20 protein-coding genes are annotated in these 23,668 nt (G+C 73.4%); 11 read left to right on the forward strand and 9 right to left on the reverse strand.

Features of this window, described 5'->3' with window-relative positions:
* Positions 1–277: 277 nt before the first annotated feature.
* Entirely contained in the window at positions 278–904 is a 627-nt protein-coding gene (locus MUK52_RS09435; protein ID WP_114058476.1) for a TetR/AcrR family transcriptional regulator, read from the forward strand.
* A gap of 115 nt (positions 905–1,019) precedes the next feature.
* Here MUK52_RS09435 and icmA read toward each other — a convergent pair whose 3' ends face one another.
* The 3 genes from icmA to MUK52_RS09450 form a co-directional block, all read right to left on the reverse strand.
* Positions 1,020–2,720: a coenzyme B12-dependent isobutyryl-CoA mutase large subunit gene (gene icmA, locus MUK52_RS09440; RefSeq protein ID WP_114054230.1), complete on the reverse strand. Its 1,701-nt coding sequence runs from the start codon at positions 2,718–2,720 to the stop codon at positions 1,020–1,022.
* Between the two features lie 93 nt (positions 2,721–2,813).
* A complete protein-coding gene (locus MUK52_RS09445; RefSeq protein WP_114054229.1) occupies positions 2,814–3,146 on the reverse strand; it encodes a DUF3817 domain-containing protein in 333 nt (110 codons plus the stop codon).
* A gap of 57 nt (positions 3,147–3,203) precedes the next feature.
* Entirely contained in the window at positions 3,204–3,713 is a 510-nt protein-coding gene (locus tag MUK52_RS09450) for a MarR family winged helix-turn-helix transcriptional regulator (protein WP_114054228.1), read from the reverse strand.
* 298 nt (positions 3,714–4,011) lie between these two features.
* Here MUK52_RS09450 and MUK52_RS09455 point away from each other — a divergent pair, with 298 nt between their 5' ends.
* A complete protein-coding gene (locus tag MUK52_RS09455; protein WP_114054227.1) occupies positions 4,012–5,055 on the forward strand; it encodes a glycoside hydrolase family 6 protein in 1,044 nt (347 codons plus the stop codon).
* A gap of 42 nt (positions 5,056–5,097) precedes the next feature.
* Here MUK52_RS09455 and glxA read toward each other — a convergent pair whose 3' ends face one another.
* From glxA to MUK52_RS09470, 3 genes are all read right to left on the reverse strand, one after another.
* Complete coding sequence (gene glxA, locus MUK52_RS09460; protein WP_114054226.1) at positions 5,098–7,083, reverse strand: radical copper oxidase GlxA; 1,986 nt, start codon at positions 7,081–7,083, stop codon at positions 5,098–5,100.
* A 3-nt stretch (positions 7,084–7,086) separates the two neighbouring features.
* Complete coding sequence (locus MUK52_RS09465) at positions 7,087–8,862, reverse strand: glycosyltransferase family 2 protein (RefSeq protein ID WP_284575563.1); 1,776 nt, start codon at positions 8,860–8,862, stop codon at positions 7,087–7,089.
* A gap of 475 nt (positions 8,863–9,337) precedes the next feature.
* A complete protein-coding gene (locus MUK52_RS09470; RefSeq protein WP_114054224.1) occupies positions 9,338–9,685 on the reverse strand; it encodes a DUF3817 domain-containing protein in 348 nt (115 codons plus the stop codon).
* A gap of 165 nt (positions 9,686–9,850) precedes the next feature.
* Here MUK52_RS09470 and MUK52_RS09475 point away from each other — a divergent pair, with 165 nt between their 5' ends.
* From MUK52_RS09475 to MUK52_RS09490, 4 genes are all read left to right on the forward strand, one after another.
* On the forward strand, positions 9,851–10,489 hold the full coding sequence (locus tag MUK52_RS09475; RefSeq protein WP_114054223.1) for an AIM24 family protein: 639 nt from the start codon (positions 9,851–9,853) through the stop codon (positions 10,487–10,489).
* Positions 10,489–11,139, forward strand: a complete 651-nt coding sequence (locus tag MUK52_RS09480) for an AIM24 family protein (RefSeq protein ID WP_284575565.1) — start codon at positions 10,489–10,491, stop codon at positions 11,137–11,139. Before MUK52_RS09475 ends, MUK52_RS09480 begins: the two co-directional genes overlap by 1 nt.
* Positions 11,136–11,957, forward strand: coding sequence for an AIM24 family protein (locus MUK52_RS09485; RefSeq protein WP_246042335.1), 822 nt, complete (start codon positions 11,136–11,138; stop codon positions 11,955–11,957). The genes MUK52_RS09480 and MUK52_RS09485 overlap by 4 nt, the downstream gene beginning before the upstream one ends.
* A 64-nt stretch (positions 11,958–12,021) precedes the next feature.
* Complete coding sequence (locus MUK52_RS09490; protein WP_114058475.1) at positions 12,022–12,525, forward strand: MarR family winged helix-turn-helix transcriptional regulator; 504 nt, start codon at positions 12,022–12,024, stop codon at positions 12,523–12,525.
* A 161-nt stretch (positions 12,526–12,686) separates the two neighbouring features.
* Here MUK52_RS09490 and MUK52_RS33280 read toward each other — a convergent pair whose 3' ends face one another.
* The 3 genes from MUK52_RS33280 to MUK52_RS09500 all read right to left on the reverse strand — a co-directional run bounded on the left by MUK52_RS33280 (position 12,687) and on the right by MUK52_RS09500 (position 15,088).
* On the reverse strand, positions 12,687–12,761 hold the full coding sequence (locus MUK52_RS33280) for a 50S ribosomal protein bL37 (RefSeq protein ID WP_099895366.1): 75 nt from the start codon (positions 12,759–12,761) through the stop codon (positions 12,687–12,689).
* A 97-nt stretch (positions 12,762–12,858) separates the two neighbouring features.
* A complete protein-coding gene (meaB, locus tag MUK52_RS09495; protein WP_114054220.1) occupies positions 12,859–13,818 on the reverse strand; it encodes a methylmalonyl Co-A mutase-associated GTPase MeaB in 960 nt (319 codons plus the stop codon).
* A gap of 64 nt (positions 13,819–13,882) precedes the next feature.
* Positions 13,883–15,088: an acetyl-CoA C-acetyltransferase gene (locus MUK52_RS09500; protein WP_114054219.1), complete on the reverse strand. Its 1,206-nt coding sequence runs from the start codon at positions 15,086–15,088 to the stop codon at positions 13,883–13,885.
* 137 nt (positions 15,089–15,225) lie between these two features.
* Between MUK52_RS09500 and mce the strand changes: the two genes are divergently transcribed.
* The 5 genes from mce (at position 15,226) to MUK52_RS09525 (ending at position 23,434) form a co-directional block, all read left to right on the forward strand.
* The gene (gene mce, locus MUK52_RS09505) at positions 15,226–15,654 is read left to right on the forward strand and encodes a methylmalonyl-CoA epimerase (RefSeq protein WP_114054218.1); all 429 of its coding nucleotides are present in this window, start codon (positions 15,226–15,228) and stop codon (positions 15,652–15,654) included.
* A gap of 182 nt (positions 15,655–15,836) precedes the next feature.
* Positions 15,837–20,369, forward strand: a complete 4,533-nt coding sequence (gene scy, locus MUK52_RS09510; RefSeq protein WP_284575568.1) for a polarized growth protein Scy — start codon at positions 15,837–15,839, stop codon at positions 20,367–20,369.
* 194 nt (positions 20,370–20,563) lie between these two features.
* Entirely contained in the window at positions 20,564–21,502 is a 939-nt protein-coding gene (locus MUK52_RS09515) for a coiled-coil domain-containing protein (RefSeq protein WP_114054217.1), read from the forward strand.
* Positions 21,503–21,650: 148 nt separating this feature from the next.
* A complete protein-coding gene (locus MUK52_RS09520) occupies positions 21,651–22,655 on the forward strand; it encodes an ABC transporter ATP-binding protein (protein ID WP_114054216.1) in 1,005 nt (334 codons plus the stop codon).
* Positions 22,656–22,657: 2 nt separating this feature from the next.
* Complete coding sequence (locus MUK52_RS09525; RefSeq protein WP_114054215.1) at positions 22,658–23,434, forward strand: ABC transporter permease subunit; 777 nt, start codon at positions 22,658–22,660, stop codon at positions 23,432–23,434.
* Positions 23,435–23,668 lie beyond the last annotated feature (234 nt).

Consider the following 23,668-nt stretch of genomic DNA (forward strand, 5'->3'; position numbering starts at 1 on the left):
ACGAAAAACATCGGCCGAATTGCGTTCCCGTTCCGAACGGCCCGGCCGGCGGTGCGGTGTCGTGCCGTCCTGTGCAGGCCCCGAATGCCGGTCCTGCCGTGGTGTGGTGGCGCCGGGTCCCCACCTGGCGCCGGTAGCTCTTCGCGTGGTCGTCGCTCTTACGCTACGAGCCGTAGCGTAACTCCCCGCGGGGCCCGGCGCCCCACCGCGCGCCGTGATCTGAAGCACACGATCGGGGGGCCCGGCGGTTCCGCTACTGGCGGGTATGGTCTGCGCCATGCCCAAGGAGAGTCCGCCGTCCGGTCGCACCGGCCGTCCGCGCAGCGCCGCTGCGGACGCCGCGATCCTCGCCGCGACGCGCGACGCCCTGGTCGAGCTGGGCTGGTCGAAGCTGACGATGGGCGACGTCTCGGCGCGGGCCGGCGTGGCGAAGACCACCCTGTACCGCCGCTGGGCGGGCAAGAGCGAACTCGTCGTGGACGCCGTCGCGGAGCTCTTCGACTCCCTCGAACTCCCCGACCGGGGCTGCCTGGAGGCCGACGTCGAGAACGTGGTCCTCCAGTTCGCGGCGCTGCTGCGGCGGCCGGAGGCGCGGACGGCCCTGATGGCGGTCGTCGCGGAGTCCACGCGGGACCCGGCGCTGCGCGACCGCATCCGCTCGGCCATCGTCGACCGGCAGAAACGCCTCGTCGTACTGGGCCGGGAGCGCGCCCAGGCCCGCGGGGAGCTGCCGCGGGAGCCCGACGAGGCCGTGGCGGAGCGCACCACCGACCTGATCTTCGACGTGATCGCCGGGACGGTGGTGCACCGGACCCTGGTCAGCTCCGAGCCGGTGGACGGCCTGTGGGCGGCCTCGTTCACGGCGCTGCTGATGCACGGCCTCCGCGGCTCCGCCGGCGCCTGACTCTGCCCCCGCCCGGGCGGGGAACCCCGGCAACGGCGCCGGGCCGGCCGCGGCCGCCGCCCGGGAAGGGGGTGCGGACGCGGCCGGCCCGGAGGAAGCCGGCTGCGGCAGGGGCTCAGAAGCCCGGCGGCTCCGTGTAGGTGCCCCACTCGTCGCGCAGGGCGTTGCAGATCTCGCCGAGGGTGGCCTCGGCGCGCACCGCGTCGAGCATGGACGGGATCATGTTGGAGCCGTCGCGCGCGGCGTCCAGCATCGCCTTCAGCGAGGCGGTCACCTTCGCGTCGTCGCGGCCGGCCTTGCGGTCGGCGAGGGCGCGCACCTGCTCGCGCTCGACCTCGTGGCTGACGCGGAGGATCTCCAGGTCGCCGGTGACCGAGCCGTGGTGGACGTTGACGCCGACGACCCGCTTGTCGCCCTTCTCCAGCGCCCGCTGGTAGGCGAAGGCGGACTCGGCGATCTCGCCGGTGAACCAGCCGTCCTCGATGCCGCGCAGGATGCCCGAGGTGATCGGCCCGATGGGGTGCCTGCCGTCGGGGTGGGCGCGCAGGCCGCGCTCCTTGATCTGGTCGAAGATCTTCTCGGCGTCCGCCTCGATGCGGTCGGTGAGCTGCTCCACGTACCAGGAACCGCCGAGCGGGTCCGCCACGTTGGCGACGCCGGTCTCCTCCATCAGCACCTGCTGCGTGCGCAGGGCGATCTCGGCCGCCTGCTCGCTCGGGAGGGCGAGGGTCTCGTCGAGGGCGTTGGTGTGCAGGGAGTTCGTCCCGCCGAGGACGGCGGCGAGGGCCTCGACGGCCGTGCGCACCACGTTGTTGTAGGGCTGCTGCGCCGTCAGGGAGACGCCGGCGGTCTGCGTGTGGAAGCGCAGCCACATCGACTTCTCGTTCTTCGCGCCGTAGACCTCCTTCATCCAGCGGGCCCAGATGCGGCGGGCGGCGCGGAACTTGGCGATCTCCTCGAAGAAGTCGAGGTGGGCGTCGAAGAAGAAGGACAGGCCGGGCGCGAACGTGTCGACGTCCATGCCGCGGGAGAGGCCGAGCTCCACGTACCCGAAGCCGTCCGCCAGGGTGTACGCCAGCTCCTGCGCGGCGGTCGCGCCGGCCTCGCGGATGTGGTAGCCGGAGACGGACAGCGGCTTGTAGGCGGGGATGCCCTTGGCGCAGTACTCCATGAGGTCGCCGATGAGGCGCAGGTGCGGCTCGGGTTCGAAGAGCCACTCCTTCTGGGCGATGTACTCCTTGAAGATGTCCGTCTGGAGCGTGCCGTTGAGGACGGCGGGGTCGACGCCCTGGCGCTCGGCGGCCACGAGGTACATGCAGAAGGCGGGTACGGCGGGGCCCGAGATCGTCATCGAGGTCGTGACGTCGCCGAGGGGGATGTCCTTGAAGAGGACCTCCATGTCGGCGGCGGAGTCGATGGCGACGCCGCAGTGGCCGACCTCGCCGAGGGAGCGCGGGTCGTCGGAGTCGCGGCCCATGAGGGTCGGCATGTCGAAGGCGACGGAGAGCCCGCCGCCGCCGGCGGCCAGGATCATCTTGTAGCGCTCGTTGGTCTGCTCGGCGTTGCCGAAGCCGGCGAACTGGCGGATGGTCCAGGTCCGGCCGCGGTAGCCGGTGGCGTGCAGGCCGCGGGTGTACGGGTACTCGCCGGGCCAGCCGATGCGCTCGAAACCTTCGTACGCGTCTCCGGGCCGGGGGCCGTAGACGGGGTCGACGGCATCGCCGGAGAGCGTGGTGAAGTCGGCCTCGCGCTTGCGGGCCTTGTCGTAACGGGCCTGCCAGCGGCGGCGGCCCTCCTCGATGGCGTCAGCGTCCATGCTTCGAATTTACTAGGACGTCCTAGTAAATGTCGATGGGAAACCCCGGGGAGTCTTCCTGCTCCCCGGGGTTTCCACCGGAACGGCGGGCGCCTACGCCTTCGCGGGGGCCAGGCCGCCGTCGGTGATCAGGGGCTCGACGTCGGCGCGGACCTTGCGCTCGACGAAGAAGGCGGCGCCGGGGATGGTCCCGGAGACCATGACCCACAGCATCCGGCCGAAGGACCACTTGGCCTTGGAGCTCAGGTCCAGCGCGAACGCCAGGTAGATCATGAAGAGGACGCCGTGCGTCTGGGACACGACGAAGGTCAGGTCGGCGCCGGTGTCGAAGCCGTACTTGGCGACCATGCAGCCGCAGAGGATCAACAGCATGACGGCGGTCACGTAGGCCATCACCCGGTACCGGGTCAGCACGCTCTTCTTCATGGCCACGAGCCTAGCCGCCCCCTGCGGCCGATCCGCCCCCGGGCCGTGTGAGCCCTGCTACCCCTCGCGGAAGTCCTCGGCGGCCACGCGCAGCGGCCGCAGCAGCGCGAAGATCTCCTGGCACTCCTCGGCGTCGTACGTGCCCAGCCCGAAGTCCATCGCCATCAGGTCCTTCGTCGCCGCCTCGACGACCTCGCGGCCCTTCTCCGTGATCGACGCCAGGGTGCCGCGGCCGTCGTTGGGGTTGGGGCGCTTGGCCACCAGGCCGGAGCGCACCAGCCGGTCCACCGTGTTCGTCACCGACGTCGGGTGCACCATCAGGCGCTCGCCGATCTTCGACATCGGCAGCTCGCCGGCCTTGGAGAAGGTGAGCAGCACGAGCGCCTCGTACCGCGCGAAGGTCAGTCCGTACGGCTTGACGACGGCGTCGACCTCGCCGAGCAGGATCTGGTGCGCCCGCATGACCGAGGTGATCGCGGCCATCGCGGGGGCGGGTCCCCAGCGCCGCTGCCAGAGCTCGTCGGCGCGGGCGATGGGATCGAAGGGGAGACTGAGCGGCTTGGACACGCATCCGACCCTACCCGGCGGTCATTTGGCGGCGGGGCCCGTCTCACTCCTCGGTCGTACGTCCCCTTCGGCGCCGCCGGGACCGCGCGGCGGGTACGGGTGCCGAAGCGGAGCAGCAGGGCCGGGCAGGGGACGCCTCGCGGCCGCCGGCGCTCCCCCGTCGGGCTGAGCCGGGGCGGCCGTGACCGCCGGGGGAGGGAGAGCGGGGGCGCGGCCGGGCGCGGGTCGGCCGGGTGGTGCGGCGGCCGTGTCACCATGGCCCGGTCCGCGAGCCGCCCCTGCGCCCCGAGGAAGCCGGATGCCTGGCCGAAGCCGCCCCCGCAGACCCTTCGCCGCCGCCGCGGGCCTGGCGCTGCTGCTCGCCGCGGCGCCCGCGTGCTCGGCACCGCAGCCGGAGTCCGCACCTCCGTCCCGTTCGGCGGACCGGCAGGCGGACGGCGCCGCCGACGCCGCCGCGGGCGGCGGGTCCCCGTTCTGGGTGGACCCGGACAGCGACGCCGCCCGCCAGGTCGCCGACTGGGAGGGCCGCGGCCGGGCCGCAGACGCCCAGGTGCTGCGGCGGATCTCGGAGCGGCCGATGGCCCTGTGGGGCGCCGGCGGCGATCCGGCGCCCGCCATCCGCCGGGCGGCCGCCGGCGCCGCGGCCGCGGGCCGGACCCTGGTCCTCACCGCGTACAACATCCCGCACCGCGACTGCGGCCAGCACTCGGCGGGCGGCGCCCGGGACGCCGCCGCGTACCGGGCGTGGATCGGCAGGTTCGCCGACGCGGTGGGGTCGGCGAAGGCCGTCGTCGTCCTGGAGCCCGACGCCGTCCCGCACGTCGTCGACGGCTGCACCCCGGCCGCCCTGCACGGGGAGCGGTTCGCGCTGCTCTCCGAGGCCGTGGCCCGGCTCAAGCGCAACCCGCACACGAAGGTGTACCTGGACGCCGGGAACCCGGCCTGGCTGCCCGATCCGCAGCGGCTCGTCGATCCCCTGCGCCGGGCCGGGCTCGACCGGGCCGACGGGTTCGCGCTGAACACCGCCAACTTCCAGCCCGTCGAGGCGGCCCGCGCGTACGGGGCGCGGATCTCGGCGGCGACCGGCGGCAAGCACTTCGTCGTCGACACCAGCCGCAACGGGGCGGGCCCGCTGCCGGGCGGCGGGCCCGAGGCCTGGTGCAATCCGCCGGGCCGCGCGCTCGGCGCCCCGCCGACCGACCGGACGGGCGACCCGCTCGTGGACGCGTACCTGTGGGTCAAGCGGCCGGGCGAGTCGGACGGCACCTGCCGCGGGGGGCCGGCGGCGGGCACCTGGTGGCCCGACTACGCGCTCGGCCTGGCCCGCCGCGCGGTGCAGTGAGCCGGCCGCGCCGTGCAGTGAGCCGGACGCCCTGCCGTTCCGTCACCGCTCCGGTTCGGCAGCAGCCGCCCGCACCGGCACCTTGATCCACTTCGCGGTGGACGGCGTCCCGGCCGCATCGACCGCGAACAGCATGTACCAGCCGGGCGGGACGAGCGTCGGGTCGGACGGCACCGTGAAGGTGGCCGAGCCGTCCCCGCGGGCCACACCGAGCTCCACGGAGCGCTGCTCCACGTCGGTGGTGTGGGTGACCGCGCTCGGCCGCATCAGCCGCGCCCGCGCGATCCGCTCCGGGTGCGCCGTCGCGAAGGTGGCGCGGCCGTCCGCGCCGACCGTGTCCGGCCCCGCCCCGAGCTCCGGCCGGGCGGCCGGGTCGCGGTGCAGGTAGGGCGGGGAGTACACCTCCAGGCGGTGCTCGAACCTGCCGAGCCGGGTGTTGTCCTTGTCCGCGAAGAGCGGGTCGGAGCCGAAGGTCGCCACCCGCCCGTCGGGCAGCAGCAGCGCCTCCGAGTGGTAGTTGCGGGCCACGGTCGGGGCGGCGGCGGCCGTGAAGGCGTCGGTGCGGGGGTCGTAGAACTGCGCCTTGAGGATGTCGCTGGCGCTGCGGCCGCGGTAGTCGCGGGAGCCGCCGGTCGTGAAGACGGTGTCGTCGGGGAGGAGCACGCTGCTCAGGTAGCGGGTGCCCTGCGGCAGCGGGGCCGCGGGCCGGAAGGCGGGCGCGGGCTGCTTCAGGTCGACGATCGCCGTCCTGGCCGTGGACAGCCTGGACTCGCCGACCCCGCCGCCGCCGAGCACCATCACCCTCTGGTCCTGCGCGGGCGGCAGCAGCACCGACGCGGACGTCTCCAGCCGGTCGGCGTCCGCGAGCCCGCGGACCGGGGTGAACGTGTTGGCTGCCAGGTCCCACACGCCGGGCTCGCGGCCCTTGTCGGCGGGGCCGTAGCCCGCGTTGGAGCCGGTGTAGAGCAGCTTGCCGCCCTGGAGGAGGAAGAGGGAGGGGTAGGTGGGGAAGTAGCGGGAGGGGCCCTTGCTCCAGGTGCGGGTCCTCGGGTCGTAGAACTCGTTGTCGCCGGGGACGACGTCCCCGACGTCGTTGAGCCCGGACACCGCGAGCGCCCGCCCGTCGGGGAGTGCGACGAGCGTGGGGTACCAGCGGGCGTCCGCCATGGGGGCGACGGGCACGTACCGCTCCGCGACCGGGTCGAACTCGTAGGCGGACCTGATGCCCTGGAAGTCCTGCTTGTCGGTGCTGAGCCGCTCGGCGAGGCCGTAGACGTTGTCGGCGTCCTTCCCCTTCAGCCCGACGACCGCGTACTGGGCGGCCTGCGTGGTCAGCCCGCGGGCGCCCGGCTCGACCGCCTCGACGAAGACGCGCGCCTCGGAGGCCGTCACCTTCGTCTTCCAGGGCAGTGCCTGACCGTCCCGGCCGTACGTGATCTCGAACTCGCGCTTCGCCTTCGGCACGGTGACGTCGAAGCGGGAGGCGTACTCGACGCCGGACGGCGACCGGAAGCGGGTGCCCTTGCGCAGGGTGACCGCCTTGTCGGGGCTCTCGTTCTTGACGCGCATGGCGCCGCCCGCCCGGGTCACCTTGCCGTCGAGGACCTCGTACCGGGCGGTGCCGCCGGCCACGAGGAGGCGGCCGTCGGGGAGTTGGCTGTGGCCGGCGCAGAAGAAGTCCTCCGGTGTCGGGATCTTCTTGAAGGTGTCGGTGCGCGGGTCCCACAGGACCGTCTCGAAGGTGCCCTGGTCGAAGTTCTCCTGGTCGTTGCCCGAGCCGGCGATCAGCAGGACCTTGCCGGTGTGCAGGAGGGCGGCGTGCATGGCGTTGATGCGGCGGTCCTTCGGCAGGTCGACGAGCGACCAGGAGCCGTACTCGAGCCGGTAGGAGGGCTGCGCGATCCGGTACGCGTGGTAGCGCTCCTGCGCGAAGGACAGCGCGGCGGGGGCGTTGAGCGCCGCGAGGACGACCACGGCCGCGGTGCCGAGCAGCGTGTTCTTGAACTGCCGTGAGGGGCGGTAGGCCATGGGTCAGTTCCCTCCTGTCGGGGCGAACGCCGCCTCCGGCTCGTCGCCGGGCCCGGCGCCGCGGCCCGGCTCGGGGGTGCGGGACCGGGCGGCGGCCCGGCGGGCGCGCAGCACCGACGCCGCCCACACGGCGGGCGGGGCCAGGCAGACGAGCAGCGCGAGGACGGCCCAGGTGCGCATCGCGGCGTGGGTGTGGCCGAGGCGGGCGGAGGCCGCCAGGGAGACGGCCAGGACGGCCGCCCAGGCGAAGTGGATGCGGAAGGAGGCCGCCCGGTCGGTGCCGGCGGCGGCGCCCTTGGGGGTGACGACGAACCGCCCCTCGGTGCGCAGCACGGCGGAGGTGAGGGAGGCGAGGTAGACGGGCGCGCAGACGGCGGACATCGCGATGCCGGCCAGTCCGCCGGAGCCGGCGGGCTCGTGCGGCGAGACGTTGTGCCGGCGGTTCCACAGGTAGAGGCCGACCTGGAGGGCGGCGGCGTCGGTGTAGAGCATCAGCCACACGTCGGCGGAGACCTGGGTGCCGGAGGCCCCGAACCACAGGAACAGCACGCAGCTGAGGACGCCGAGGAGCCAGTTCACGGCCGTCATCGGGTAGTAGACGAGCATCAGCGTGTAGTTGAGGAGCCGGCCCGGCGGCATCCGGAAGAAGCCCTTCCCGTACTGCTTGAGGAGGGTCTCGTACGTCCCCCGGGACCAGCGCAGCTGCTGGGTGAAGAAGTCGGTCCAGGAGGCCGGGCCCTCGCCGACGGCGAGCACGTCCGGGGTGTAGACCGACCGCCAGAACCGGCCGGTGGCCGGGTTGCGCCGGCGGTGCATCTCGAAGCCGGTGGCCATGTCCTCGGTGATGGAGTCCCGGAACCCGCCGACCTGCCGGAGGGCGCTGATCCGCACGGCGTTGTTGGTGCCGACGAACATGGGCGCGCCGTAGCGGTTGCCGGCCCGCTGGATCAGCGCGTGGAAGAGGTACTGCTGGGACTCTGCGGCCCTGGTGACGGCGGCGGTGTAGTTGCCGTACACCTGCGGGCCGACGACGAAGGCGGTGTCGGGGTCGCGGAAGTAGCCGAGCATCCGCTCCAGGTAGTTCGGCAGCGGGCGGTGGTCGGTGTCGACGGAGGCGAGGAACTCGTAGGCGCCGCCGTGCGCGGCGAGCCAGGCGTTGTAGTTGCCGTGCTTGGTGCGCGCCCGGTGGGGGCCGCGCGCGGTGTTCCAGGCGGGCACTCCCCTGCGGGTGAAGTGGTGCACGCCGAGCTCGGCGCACAGCGCCCTGGCCTCGGGGTCGTCGCCCTCGTCGAGCAGCCACACGTCGAGGTGCCCGTCGTGGCGCAGGTCCACGGCCGCCCGGAGGGTGTCCCGCACCATGGTGAGGGGCTCCTTGCCGGGGACGTACGTCGTCAGGAACGCGACCCGGGTCCCGGGCTCGGGCGGTACGGGGACGGGGTCCCGGGCGGTCATCGTCGCGTGGGCGATCGACACGACGTTGACCAGCATGAAGAGCATGATCACGCCGATGCAGCCGAGCATCGCGGTGTCCAGGTGCACCAGCCACCACTCGCCGCCCTCGCGGACCGTGCGGTGCGAGGGCCAGACGAGGTAGAGGAGCAGCCCGGCGGCGGCGACGGGCGCCAGCGCCATCAGCAGGACGGCCCGTATTCGCGTGCCCCGCTCCTCCCGCGAGAGCAGCGTCCGGTACCGGACCCGCCGCCCGGTGCTGCCCGGGTCCGCGAACGGACCGGCGAGACGGCTGTGGAGCTCGTAGTCGTAGTCGTCGTCCGGTCGCACGGCCCCTCCCGGTGCTTGAAGCCGAGGCTTGGTACCCCCACGAAAGGGGACCCGGAAGGGGGTGTCGAACGGGGCTCACCCGACGGGGGGTTTCCGCGCCGCGCGCCCCTGACAGGGCCGAACGGGTGACCCGCGGGCCGCGGGGACGGCCGTACAGGGGGACGGGAGCGGGGAGCCGTACGGGAGGCGGCGCCGGGGACTCGGCCCCGCCCGGACGGGGCCCGCCGCCGGAGCCCGCTACCGCACGGGGCCGGACTCCGCACGCGCAAGGGCCCCGCATCGGGGACCTGGCACGCAACCGCAGGCCGCCGCGGGAACCTCGGCCCGCTCCTGCCGCAGGGCCGTTCGGCCCTGCACCGGAAGCGGCCGAACGGCGGCGCACGTCAGGCCGGGTGGCGTTCCACGGCGGCCGCCTTCGGCGAGTGCGTCGCGGATGCGGTGCGCGTGCTCCGCGGGGTCACCGAGAACGCGACGATCAGGCGTTCGCCGCTTCGCGGTCGGTTCGGGCGGCCGCGACGATCTCGGCCTCGTCGCGCTTGAGGATGCGGTCGCCGTACAGGCCGCCGAAGGGGATCACCGCGAGGAGGAAGAACAGGGCCGCCTTCTTGAAGGGCCACTTCGCCTTGTTCCACACGTCCAGCAGGAACAGCACGTACACGACGAAGAGGAAGCCGTGCAGGGCGCCCAGCGGCGGCATCAGGTAGTCGATGTCCGAGATCCGGCTCAGCAGCGAGCCGAAGATCAGCAGGGCCGGGAACGACAGCGCCTCGGGGACCGAGACGAGGCGCAGCCGGTGCAGGGCGGAGGCGGTCTTGATGTCCATCTTCAACCTTCGGGGGTGGCGGCTCGGGGCCGTCCCAGTGTCTCAGCCTCTTTGCCGGATCTTGACCCGGGGGCCCGGTCCCGGCCGTGCCGCCGCCGTCCGGCCGGTGCCGGTGTCCGAGGAGGGGCCCTATTCGCGTCCGCGCGGTGCGGCTAACGTCATCCCGTGGCTCAGTTCCGACTCCAAGGCAGCAAGGTGCTCGCCGTCGACCTGACCGGGGATGCCGTGAAAGCGAAGAACGGCTCCATGGTTGCGTACGACGGCCAGATGGCCTTCAAGAAGATGACAGGCGGCGGCGAAGGCCTTCGCGGCATGGTGACGCGCCGGCTGACCGGCGAGCAGATGACGGTGATGGAGGTACAGGGGCACGGCACGTGCTTCTTCGCCGACCGCGCGAGCGAGATCAACCTGGTCAGCCTGCACGGCGAGAAGCTGTACGTCGAGTCCAGCAACCTCCTGTGCACCGACGCCGGCCTGCGCACCGGCACCACCTTCACCGGCCTGCGCGGCGGGGCGACGGGCAACGGCCTGTTCACCACGACCGTCGAGGGCACCGGGCAGGCGGCGATCATGTCGGACGGCCCGGCGGTGGTGCTGCGCGTCAGCGGCCAGTACCCGCTGTCCGTCGACCCGGGGGCGTACATCGCGCACACGGGCGACCTGCGGCAGTCGTTCCAGTCGGGGGTGACCTTCCGCACGCTGATCGGCGAGGGCTCCGGCGAGGCGTTCCAGATCCGTTTCGAGGGCGAGGGCCTGGTGTACGTGCAGCCCAGCGAGCGCAACACCGTCGGGGGCGACATCTGATGCCGTTCCGCGAGATCAACTCCAAGATGGTCGAGGCGCAGATCGTGCCGGGGCAGACCCTGTACAGCCAGCGGGGCGCGATGCTCGCCTACCGCGGCAGCGTGTCGTTCACGCCGAGCATCACCGGCGGCCAGGGCGGCGTCATGAGCATGATCGGCCGGCGCGTGGCGAACGAGCAGACGCCGCTGATGACGGTGGAGGGCAGCGGGACGGTGATGTTCGGCCACGGCGGCCACCACGTCCAGGTCGTCAACCTCACCGGCGAGAAGCTGTACGTCGAGGCGGACCGGCTGCTGGCCTTCGACGGCACCCTCCAGCAGGGCACGATGTTCATGGGCTCGCAGGGCGGTGTCATGGGCATGGTGCGCGGCCAGGTGACCGGGCAGGGCCTGTTCACCACCACCCTCAAGGGGCACGGCTCGGTGGCCGTGATGGCGCACGGCGGGGTGATCGAGCTCCCCATCACCCCGAACCGCCCGGTCCACGTGGACCCGCAGGCGTACGTGGCCCACCACGGGGACGTCAGGAACAAGCTCTCCACCGCGCTCGGGTGGCGCGACATGGTGGGGCGCGGCTCGGGCGAGGCGTTCCAGCTGGAGCTGTCGGGCCAGGGTGCGGTGTACGTGCAGGCCTCGGAGGAGAAGCTGTGAACTTTGGCCCCGTGACCGGAGGGCCGGGCGGCCCGGCGGTCTTCGACCCGTACTCGCTGCCGTCCGACGACAACGTGAACCCGTACACCTTCTGCGTGGAGCTCAAGGGCAGCCAGTGGCTGCTGCAGAAGGGCAAGATGATCGCGTACTACGGCCGGATCGAGTTCGACGGCGTCGGGCACGGCCGCTTCGACCGGCTGCTGCGCACCAGCTTCCACTCGCCGCTGCACGCCGGTGACTGGGTGGTCGCCGAGGGCCAGGGCAAGATGCTGCTGGCCGACCGCGCCTACGACGTGAACTCGTACGACCTCGACGACGGCAACCTGACGATCCGGGCCGGGAACCTGCTGGCCTACCAGCCGTCCCTGGCACTGAAGCAGTCGATCGTCCCGGGCTTCCTGACGCTGATCGGAACCGGGAAGTTCGTTGCGGCGTCCAACGGTCCGGTGGTCTTCATGGAGCCGCCGCTGCGCGTGGACCCGCAGGCCCTGGTCGGGTGGGCGGACTGCCCCTCACCCTGTCACCATTACGACCACGGGTACATGTCGGGCGTACTGGGCGGAATCCGTTCGCTCACCGGCATCGGCGGATCCTCGGGCGAGGAGCACCAGTTCGAGTTCGTCGGGGCCGGGACGGTGCTCCTGCAGTCTTCGGAGGCGCTGATGGCGGAGCGGCCGGTCGGCACGGTCGGCGCGGAACCGGGCGTTCCCGGGGCCGGCGCGGGCCATGGCGGACACGGCGGCCAGGGCCCGCTGGGCCAGCTCGGCGTGCGCATGCCGGGTCAGCTGGGCGATTTCCAGCGGCGCCTGGGGCTGTGAGCGCCGGTTTCCCCGATTTTGTACGTCATTCAACTTTCTTAGGTAGAGTTCATTCATGGAGACCATGGAGACCGAGACGGCCCCCCTCCCCCAGACTCCGTCCGGGGGGACCCCCTGGCTTACCGACGCCGAGCAGTGCACCTGGCGGACCCACCTGGACGTGAGCAGGCTGCTGATGCACCAGCTGGAAAAGGATCTCCAGCCCTTCGGACTCACCATCAACGACTACGAGATCCTGGTGAACCTCTCGGAGTCCGAGGACCACCGGATGCGGATGAGCGACCTCGCCACGTCGACGCTCCAGTCCAAGAGCCGGCTGTCCCACCAGATCACGCGCATGGAGGCGGCCGGCCTGGTCGTCCGCGTGAACTGCGAGTCCGACCGCAGGGGGCTGTACGCCGTCCTGACCGACGAGGGCATGGAGCTCATGCGGAAGGTCGCCCCGCACCACGTGGCGTCCGTCCGCCGGCACTTCATCGACCTGCTGCCGCCGGAGGCCCTGGCGGCGCTGCGGTCCTCGCTGGAGCCCGTCGCGGCGCACCTGCGGGACCAGCGCGGCAAGGGCTGAGGCCGCGGCGGCGCATCCGCGGCTCCGGCGGGCCGCCGCGCATCGCGCGTAGACCGCCGCCGGACTCCGGCCCGCACCGCCTCGCCCCACCTCACCGGCGAAGGCCGCGCCCCCCGTACGCACGGGGGCGCGGCCTTCGCCGTGTCCGGCCGGGGCCGCGGTCAGGCGTTGGGGCGCTTGCCGTGGTTGGCCTTCTTCTTCTTGCGTGCTCGCTTCTTGTTGCCTCTCTTCGCCATGCGCACTCCCTTGCAGGGGCTCGAACCGGGGCATTCCGGGCGCCGTCAGTCTACGGTCGCCCGGCCCGGCCCGCATGCGGCGCGGCGCCGGCCCGGCTCAGCCCTCCGTGAGCGTGGCGAGCAGGGCGTCCGCGGCGGCGTACGGGTCGAGTTCACCCCGGGCCACCCGGGCGGCCAGGCCGCCGAGGTGGGCGTCCCCGTGCACGTCCGCCATGCGGGCCCGCAGCGCGGTCACGGCGATGGTCTCCACCTCGCGCGCCGCACGGGCCGCGCGGCGCTGCTGGAGCACCCCGTGCTCGTCCATCCAGGCCCGGTGCTTCTCCAGGGCCTCGACCAGCTCGTCGACGCCCTGGCCGCGGGCCGCGACCGTCTTGACGATCGGCGGCCGCCAGTCGCCCGCCGCCCTGGCCTCGCCGAGGCCCAGCATGTGGTTCAGTTCGCGGGCCGTGGCGTCCGCGCCGTCGCGGTCGGCCTTGTTGACCACGTACACGTCGCCGATCTCCAGGATGCCCGCCTTCGCTGCCTGGATGCCGTCGCCCATGCCGGGCGCCAGCAGCACCACCGACGTGTCGGCCTGCGAGGCGATCTCCACCTCCGACTGGCCGACGCCGACCGTCTCGACCAGGATCACGTCGCATCCGGCGGCGTCCAGCACCCGGATCGCCTGCGGCGCGGCCCACGCCAGCCCGCCCAGGTGGCCGCGGGTGGCCATGGAGCGGATGTACACGCCGGGATCCGAGGCGTGGTCCGACATGCGCACCCGGTCGCCCAGGAGCGCGCCGCCGGAGAACGGCGAGGACGGGTCGACGGCCAGGACGCCGACCCGCTTCCCCGCCCTCCGGTACGCCGTGACCAGCGCCGAGGTGGACGTGGACTTGCCGACGCCCGGCGAGCCGGTCAGGCCCACCACGTACGCCCCGCCCGTGAGCGGGGCCAGGGCGGCCATGACCTCGCGCAGCTGCGGGGACGCCCCCTCGACCAGCGAGATCAGCCGGGCCACCGCTCTCGGCCGGCCCTCCCGCGCCTGGGCCACCAGCTGGGGGACGTCCACCGTCATGCGTGCTGCGCTCCTCGGTTCTCGCTGGGGCCCCGCGGATGCGGGGCCCGGGACGGGTGCTGCGTTACCGGGCCTCGGGGACCCGGACGATCAGGGCGTCGCCCTGGCCGCCGCCGCCGCACAGGGCGGCCGCGCCGACGCCGCCGCCCCGGCGCTTCAGCTCCAGCGCCAGGTGCAGGACCACGCGGGCGCCGGACATGCCGATCGGGTGGCCCAGGGCGATCGCGCCGCCGTTGACGTTCACCTTTTCCGGGGTCACGCCCAGGTCCTTCATTGACTGCACGGCGACCGCCGCGAAGGCCTCGTTGATCTCGATGAGGTCCAGGTCGGAGACCTCCAGCCCCTCCTTCTGCAGCGCGTGCCGGATCGCGTTCGACGGCTGCGACTGGAGCGAGTTGTCCGGGCCGGCCACGTTGCCGTGGGCACCGATCTCGGCCAGCCACTCCAGGCCGAGCTCCTCGGCCTTCGCCCTGCTCATCACGACGACGGCGGCGGCGCCGTCGCTGATCTGCGAGGAGGTGCCCGCGGTGATCGTGCCGTCCTTGGCGAACGCCGGGCGCAGCCTTCCGAGCGACTCCACCGTGGTCTCGGGGCGGATGCCCTCGTCCTCGGCGAAGAGGACGGGCTCGCCCTTGCGCTGCGGGATCTCGACCGGGGTGATCTCGGCGTCGAAGACGCCGTTCTTGCGGGCGGCCGCGGCGCGCTGGTGGGAGGCCGCGGCGAACTCGTCCTGCGGGCCGCGCTCGATGCCGAGGCGCGCGTTGTGCTTCTCCGTGGACTCGCCCATGGCGATGCCCTCGAAGGCGTCGGTGAGGCCGTCGTGGGCCATAGCGTCGAGCATGCCGATCGCGCCGTACTTGAAGCCCTCGCGGGAGCCGGGCAGCAGGTGCGGGGCGTTGGTCATGGACTCCTGGCCGCCGGCGACGACGATGTCGAACTCGCCGGCGCGGATCAGCTGGTCGGCCAGGGCGATGGCGTCGAGGCCGGAGAGGCACACCTTGTTGATCGTCAGCGCGGGGACGTTCATCGGGATGCCGGCCTTGACGGCGGCCTGGCGGGCGGGGATCTGGCCCGCGCCCGCCTGGAGGACCTGGCCCATGATCACGTACTGCACCTGGTCGCCGGAGATGCCGGCCCGCTCCAGGGCGGACTTGATGGCGACGGCGCCGAGGTCGGCACCCGAGAAGGACTTCAGCGAGCCGAGCAGCCGCCCCATGGGCGTGCGGGCCCCGGCGACGATCACGGACGTGGTGTTGTTCGTTCCGGACATGGAGCACAGCCCCTTGAGGATGAGGAGTGAACGAGGGTTTACCCGAATGTACTGAGCGGTACCCGCGCCGTCACCGGGCAGTGGGTGTGATCGCTGGCACGTTGCGTGACAGGCCTCCTCGGCGGTGCACTGGTCCCATGCTGACAAGAATCGACCACATCGGGATCGCCTGCTTCGACCTGGACAAGACCGTCGAGTTCTACCGTGCCACGTACGGCTTCGAGGTGTTCCACACCGAGGTCAACGAGGAGCAGGGTGTCCGCGAGGCCATGCTCCGGATCAACGGCACCTCGGACGGCGGCGCCTCCTACATCCAGCTCCTCGAACCCGTGCGCGAGGACTCGACCGTGGCCAAGTGGCTGGCCAAGAACGGCGAGGGCGTCCACCACATCGCCTTCGGCACCGAGGACGTCCACGGCGACTCGGAGGCCATCCGCGGCAAGGGCGTCCGGGTCCTCTACGACGCCCCCCGCACCGGCTCCATGGGGTCCTCCATCACCTTCCTCCACCCCAAGGACTGCCACGGCGTCCTGACCGAACTGGTCACCTCCAACCCGCAGCACTGATGTCCCCATTCCCCGGCCGGTAGAGTGGCCGTGGCTCGGCCGGGGTTCGGTGCTTCAGACGGGGTCGGGGCCTGTGACCCCTGCCCCGGTATCTGACACCATTCCCCGGGGGCGCCGTTCAGCGGGCGGACGGTGCTCATTTGGGAGTGAGCTTGCGACCAGGGGACGGATGGGACCGCGCTGTGCGGGGCTACGAAAGCCAGGAGAGCCTTCAGGCTGAGGCCGATCACCTCTCGCTCTTCGAAGCGGAGATGGAGCGGCTGAAGAAGGAGCGCGGAAAGGCCGTCCAGCACGCCGAGGACCTCGGCTACCAGGTCGAGGTCCTCCGCGCGAAGCTGCACGAGGTGCGGCGGGCCCTCGCGTCCCGCCCCGCGTACGACGGCCAGGACATCGGCTACCAGGCCGAACGGCTGCTGCGCGACGCCCAGGTGCAGGCCGACCAGATGCGCTCGGACGCCGAGCGCGAGCTGCGCGACGCCCGGGCGCAGACCCAGCGCATCCTCCAGGAACACGCCGAGCACCAGGCGCGCCTCCAAGCCGAGCTGCACGCCGAGGCCGTCAACCGCCGCCAGCGGCTCGACCAGGAGCTCAACGAGCGCCGCCAGACCGTCGAGGCGCACGTCAACGAGAACGTGGCCTGGGCCGAGCAGCTGCGCGCCCGTACCGAGGCGCAGGCACGCCGGCTCATGGACGAGTCCCGCGCCGAGGCCGAGCAGGCCCTGAACGCCGCCCGCGCCGAGGCCGCCCGGGTCGCCGAGGAGACCCGCCGCCGGCTCGCCGCCGACGCCGAGGCGGCCCGCGCCGAGGCGGAGGCGACGCTGCTGCGCGCCCGCAAGGAGGCCGAGCGGCTGCTGACCGCCGCGTCGGCGCAGGCCCAGGAGGCCACCGAGCACGCGGAGCGGCTGCGGTCGTCGACCACCGCGGAGGCCGAGCAGACCCGCCGGCAGACCCTGGACCTCGGCCGGGTGGCCGAGCAGCGCGTCCAGGAGGCCGAGGGCGCCCTGCGCGAGGCCCGCACCGAGGCCGAACGGGTCCTCGCGGAGGCCAAGGAGAGCGCCGCCCGGCAGCTCGCCTCGGCGGAGTCCGTCAACGAGCAGCGCACCCGCACCGCCAAGGAGCAGGTCGCCCGGCTGGTCGGCGAGGCCACCAAGGAGGCCGAGGCGCTCAAGGCGGAGGCCGAGCAGGTCCTCGCGGACGCCCGGGCCGACGTGGAGCGGCAGCGCGCCGAGGCCGCCGAGCAGGCCCGCGCCGCCGCGGCCGAGGACACCGCCGCACAGCTCGCGAAGGCCGCCCGCACCGCCGAGGACATCCTGACGAAGGCCTCGGAGGACGCCCGCGCCACCACCCGCGCCGCGTCCGAGGAGGCGGAGCGGATCCGCCGCGAGGCCGAGGCGGAGGCCGAGCGGCTGCGCGCCCAGGCGGCGGACGCGGCCGCGGAGCTCAAGGGCGCCGCGAAGGACGACACCGAGGAGTACCGGGCCCGCACCGTCGAACTCCAGGCGGAGGCGCGGCGGCTGCGCGGCGAGGCCGAGCAGCTGCGCGCCGAGGCCGTCGCCGAGGGCGAGCGGATCCGCGGCGAGGCCCGCCGCGAGGCCGTCCAGCAGATCGAGGAGGCGGCGAAGACCGCCGAGGAGCTGCTCGGCAAGGCCAAGGCCGACGCGGACGAGCTGCGCTCCGGCGCCGCCGCCGAGAGCGAGCGGGTGCGCGCGGAGGCCGTCGAGCGGGCCACCACGCTGCGCCGGCAGGCCGAGGAGACCCTGGAGCGCACCCGCGCGGAGGCCGAGCGGCTGCGCTCGGAGGCCGAGGAGCAGGCCGAGGCCGTCCGCGCCGAGGCGGACGCCGCGGCCGCGGCCCGCCGCGAGGAGACCGAGCAGGCCCTCGCCGCGAAGCGGAACGAGGCCGAGGCGGAGCTGTCCCGGCTGCACGGCGAGGCGGAGACCCGGCTGGCGACGGCCGAGCAGACACTGCGCGACGCCCGCGGCGCCGCGGAAGGCATCCGCCGCGAGACCGCCGAGGAGGCCGACCGGCTCCGCGCCGAGGCCGCCGAGCGGATCCGCACCCTCCAGGCCCAGTCGGAGGCGGAGGCGGACCGGCTGCGCACGGAGGCCGCCGAGGACGCGGGCCGGGTCCGCGCCGAGGCCGAGCAGGCGGCCGTACGGCTGCGCAGCGAGGCCGAGACCGAGGCCGAGCGGGTGCGTTCGGAGGCCCAGGAGACCGCGGACCGGCTGCGCGCGGAGGCGAAGGCCGCCGCCGAGCGGGTCGCCGAGGAGGCCGCGGAGGCGCTGGCCGCCGCCCGGGAGGAAGCGGCCCGGCGGCGCCGGGAGGCGGAGGAGACCCTCGCGTCGGCGCGGACCGACGCGGAGAGCGAGCGCGCCCAGGCCCGCGAGCAGAGCGAGGAGCTGCTCGCCGCGGCCCGCAAGCGCTCGGAGGAGGCGCAGGCCGAGGCGGCCCGCCTGACCGAGGAGGCCGAACGGCGCGCCGCGGAGCTGGTCGCGGCGGCCGAGGCCACCGCCCAGCAGGTACGCGACGCCGTGGCCGGGCTGCACGAGCAGGCCGAGGAGGAGATCGCCGGGCTGCGCAGCGCCGCCGAGCACGCGGCGGAGCGTACGCGGACGGAGGCCGAGGAGGAGGCCGCCCGGGTCCGTTCGGACGCGTACGACGAGCGGGAGCGCGCCACCGAGGACGCCAACCGCATCCGCACCGAGGCGCGGAACGAGACGGACGCGGCGAAGGCGCTCGCCGAGCGGACGGTCGCGGACGCGATCGCCGAGGCGGAGCAGCTGCGCAGCGACACCGCCGAGTACGCCCAGCGGGTGCGTACGGAGGCCAGCGACGCGCTCTCGGCGGCCGAGCGGGACGCCGCCCGCACCCGGGCCGACGCCCGCGACGACGCCAACCGCATCCGCGGCGAGGCCGGGGAGGCACTGGAGGCCTCGCGCGCCGAGGGCGCGCAGGTCGTCGCGGACGCGACGGCGGAGGCCGAGCGGCTCACCGCGGAGACCCGCGCGGCCAACGAGGCCACCGTGGCGGAGGCGGCGGCGGAGGCGGAGCGGCTCACGGCCGAGGCCGCGGAGGCCGCCGAGGCCACGCGCACCGAGGCCGCGGCCACCCTGGACGAGGCGCGCACGGAGGCGGGCCGGCTGCGCACCGAGGCCGCCGAGCAGGCGGACCGGCTCGTCACCGAGGCCGTCTCCGAGGCGGAGCGGCTCACGGAGGAGACGCGCGCCGCGAACGAGGCGGCGCTCGCCGCCGCGGAGGCGAAGGCCGAGAAGCTCACCCGGCAGGCCGCCGACACGATGGCGGCCGCCGAGCGGGACGCCGCCCGCGTCCTGGTGGACGCCCGCAACGAGGGCGACCGCCTGGTCGACGAGGTGCGCGCGGCGAACGAGCTGACGATCGCCGAGGCGGCCGAGGAGGCCGAGCGGCTGCGCACCGAGGCGGCGCAGGCCCTCGACGACGCCCGTGCCGAGGGCGGCCGGATCATCGGCGAGGCCACCGCGGAGGCGGAGCGCCTCACCGTCGCGGCGAACGAGACGCTCGCCGCGGCCGAGCGCGAGGCGGAGCAGACCCTCGACGAGGCGCGCGCGGAGGCGGGCCGGCTGCGCACCGAGGCCGCCGAGCAGGCGGACCGGCTCGTCACCGAGGCGTCCGCGGAGGCCGACAGGCTCACCGCGCAGACGCGCCGGGACAACGAGCGCACCGTCGGCGAGGCCGCGGCGGAGGCCGAGCGGCTGCGCGCCGAGGCGTCGGAGGCGCTGTCGTCGGCGCAGGAGCACGCCGCCCGCACCCGGGCGGAGGCCGAACGGGTCCGGACGGAGGCGGCCGCCGAGGCGGAGCGCACCCGCACGGAGGCCCGCGAGGAGTCCGACCGGCTGCTGGACGAGGCGCGCGAGGAGGCCGGCAAGCGGCGTACCGAGGCCGCGGAGCAGGTGGACCGGCTCATCACCGAGGCGGCGGCGGAGGCGGAGCAGCTCGCCGCGGACGCGAAGGCGAAGGCCGTGGCGGCGACGGCGGCCGCGGAGGAGCAGGCCGACGCGATGGTCGACGCCGCCCGCAAGGAGGCGGCCCGGATCACGTCGGAGGCGACCGTCGAGGGCAACTCGCTGGTCGAGAAGGCCCGTACGGACGCGGACGAGCTGCTGGTCGGCGCGCGGTCGGACGCCGCCGCCATAAGGGAGCGGGCGGAGGAGCTGCGCAGCCGCGTCGAGAGCGAGATCGAGGAGCTGCACGAGCGCGCCCGCCGGGAGACGGCCGAGCAGATGAAGTCGGCCGGCGAGCGCGTCGACAAGCTGGTCCGCGCGGCGACGGAGCAGAGCGTCGAGGCCGAGAACAAGGCCAAGACCATGCTGTCGGACGCGAGCAGCGAGGCGGGCAAGGTGCGCATCGCGGCGGTCCGCAAGGCGGAGACGCTGCTGAAGGAGGCGGAGCAGAAGAAGGCCGAGCTGGCCCGCGAGGCGGAGGCCGCGCTCGCCGAGGCGAAGGCGGAGGCCGAGCGGATCGTGGAGGAGGGCCGGCGCGAGCTGGAGGTGCTGGTGCGCCGCCGCGAGGACATCCAGGCGGAGATCTCCCGTGTCCAGGACGTTCTTGAGGCGTTGGAGTCTTTCGAGGCGCCTTCGGGCGGCAAGGCCTCGGTGGTCTCACAGGGCCCGGGGGGCGTGAAGGCCGGAGCTGCGGCGGGGTCGTCCCGCTCGGGGGGCAAGTCCTCGGACGGGTGAGCGGTGTCCGAAGGGTGAGCACCTGATGAAGGTTCATCCGAACGAGTGATAAGCATTCTGCCGTCTTGCCACTCAAAAGGGGTGTCATTGTCCAGATCAAACGCGGATTGACTCGATGACACGCCGTTCGGGCGCCTAGGATTCCCCTAACACCTCACGTAGCACCTCATCGGTCTCACTTCGACAGGAACCCCATGAGCGACACTTCCTCCCCCTTCGGCTTCGAGCTCGTGCGGCGTGGTTACGACCGCGGTCAGGTGGACGACCGCATTGCCAAGCTGGTCTCCGACCGCGACAGCGCCCTCGGCCGTATCAGTGCCCTGGAAAAGCGGATCGAGGAGCTGCATCTCGAAACGCAGAACGCCCAGGCCCAGGTGAGCGACGCGGAGCCGTCGTACGCGGGCCTCGGCGCGCGGGTCGAGAAGATCCTGCGGCTCGCCGAGGAGGAGGCCAAGGACCTGCGTGAGGAGGCCCGCCGGGCGGCCGAGCAGCACCGCGAGCTGGCCGAGTCGGCGGCCCAGCAGGTGCGCAACGACGCCGAGTCGTTCGCCGCGGACCGCAAGTCGAAGGCGGAGGACGAGGGCGTCCGCATCGTCGAGAAGGCCAAGGGCGACGCGGCCACCCTGCGCGCCGAGGCCCAGAAGGACGCGGCCTCCAAGCGCGAGGAGGCCGACGCGCTGTTCGAGGAGACCCGCGCCAAGGCCGCCCAGGCCGCGGCCGACTTCGAGACCAACCTGGCCAAGCGCCGCGAGCAGTCCGAGCGCGACCTGGCCTCCCGCCAGGCGAAGGCCGAGAAGCGGCTGGCGGAGATCGAGCACCGCGCCGAGCAGCTGCGCCTGGAAGCCGAGAAGCTGCGTACGGACGCCGAGCGCCGGGCGCGCCAGACGGTGGAGACCGCGCAGCGCCAGGCCGAGGACATCGTGGCCGACGCCAACGCGAAGGCGGACCGCATCCGCAGCGAGTCGGAGCGCGAGCTGGCGGCGCTGACCAACCGCCGCGACTCGATCAACGCCCAGCTGACCAACGTTCGCGAGATGCTGGCGACTCTGACCGGTGCCGCGGTGGCGGCCGCCGGCTCCCCGATCGACGACGAGCCGGTCTCCCGCGGGGTCCCCGCGCAGCAGACCCGCTAGGTGCGAGGCGGCGCCCCGCCGCTGCTCCTGCCTGGTCAGAGGTGTCCTGACGCGCCGTCGGCCGATCCGCGGCGAGACGTCGTCCCGAGGGCCCCGCGTCACCCGTTCGAGGTGGCGCGGGGCCCTCGGGCGCTTTAGCGTAAGCCTCATGATCGAGCTAGAGGCCCTTACCAAGCGATTCGGCGCCAAGACCGCCGTCGACAACCTCAGCTTCCAGGTCAAACCGGGGGTGGTCACCGGCTTCCTCGGCCCGAACGGGGCCGGGAAGTCCACGACCATGCGCATGATGCTCGACCTCGACAACCCGACGAGCGGGACGGTCAGGATCGACGGCAAGCACTACCGGGACCTGTCGGAGCCCCTGAAGCACATCGGTGCACTCCTGGACGCGAAGGCCATGCACGGCGGCCGCAGCGCCTACAACAACCTGCTGTGCCTGGCCGAGTCGAACCGGATCCCGGCGAGCCGCGTCGGCGAGGTCCTCGACCTCGTCGGCCTGACGGCCGTCGCGAAGAAGAAGTCGAAAGGATTTTCGCTCGGCATGGGGCAGCGGCTGGGCATCGCTGCCGCCCTGCTCGGCGATCCGGAGATCCTCATGTTCGACGAGCCGGTCAACGGCCTGGACCCGGAGGGAATTCTCTGGATCCGCAACCTGATGAAGGGGCTGGCCGGCGAAGGGCGGACGGTGTTCGTCTCCTCGCACCTGATGAGCGAGATGGCACTGACCGCCGACCATTTGATCGTTATCGGCCAGGGAAAGCTTCTGGCCGACATGTCGATGGCCGAATTCATTCAGCACAACTCGCGCAGCTTCGTACGGCTGCGCTCGCCCCAGCAGGAGCAGCTGAAGGACCTCCTGCACGCGGAGGGGATCGCGGCGACCGCCCTCCCGGACTCCGGCGCCCTCGAGGTCGACGGCGTGGCGTCCGAACAGCTCGGTGAACTGGCCGCCCGGCACGGCATCGTGCTGCACGAACTCAGCCCGCAGCGGGCTTCACTGGAGGAAGCGTTCATGCGCATGACGGCGGACTCCGTCGAGTACCACGCCCACGCCCCCGGCGCCCCGGCCGCCGGTGTCGGCAGCCAGGCCCGTCCGGCCGACGCCCCCGTATGGGGCGCCGGGACCGAAACGACCCGCAAGGGCGGCCGGTGACCATGTCCTTCCCCGCAGTCCTCCGGTCCGAGTGGACCAAGATCCGCACCGTCGGCTCCACCGTCTGGACCCTGGCGGCCGCCGCGGTCGTCACGGTCGGCATGAGCGCGCTGCTGTGCGTCTTCATCAACTCGCAGTTCGAGAACATGCCGAAGGAGCAGCAGCTCTCCTTCGACCCGACGATGTCCAGCTTCGCCGGCATGACGCTGGGGCAGGCCGCCGTCATCGTCTTCGGCGTCCTGGTCGTGGGCACCGAGTACAGCACCGGCATGATCCGCACCTCGCTCGCGGCGGTGCCCCGCCGCGGCTCCTTCCTGGCCGGGAAGCTGCTCGTGGCCACCGCCCTCGCGCTGGCCGTGGGCCTGGCCACGAGCTTCGTGTCCTTCTTCACCGGCCAGGCCCTGCTGGGTGAGCACAGCATCGGCATCGGCGAGCCGAACGTCCTGCGCGCGGTCTTCGGTGCCGGGCTCTACATGGCGGTCATCGCGGTGTTCGCCATGGGCCTGACGATGGTGCTGCGCAGCTCGATGCTGGCGCTCGGCATCCTGCTGCCCCTCTTCTTCCTGGTCTCCCCGATCCTCGGCTCGGTCGACGCCACGCAGAAGGTGGCGTACTTCTTCCCGAACGTGGCCGGCAGCCGGATCATGCAGACCGTCCCGGCTGTGCTGGACGGCTCCGAGCCGCCCTACGGCCCCTGGGGCGGCTTCGGGATCATGGTCGCCTGGGCGGCCCTCGCCGTGGCGGCCGGGTACGCGGTCCTGCGCACGCGCGACGCCTGACGGCAGCCCCCTCCGGGGGACGGGCCCCGCCGGCGGGGCCCGTCCCCCGCTGCGGGGTCCGTCCCCCGCTGTGGGGTCCGCCCCCCGCTGTGGGGTCCGTCTCAGGGCGGACCCCGCACCCGCCCTCCCCCGGGAGGCGGACACCGCTCTCCCCGGCCGTACTACGGGTCATTCCCGGGTCCGCCTCAGGGACGCCTCAGGGATCCGGCCCTGCGCGGAACCGCAGGCTCCTGG

Source organism: Streptomyces sp. 2P-4 (assembly GCF_030167965.1).
GTDB classification, from domain to species: Bacteria; Actinomycetota; Actinomycetes; order Streptomycetales; family Streptomycetaceae; genus Streptomyces; species Streptomyces globosus_A.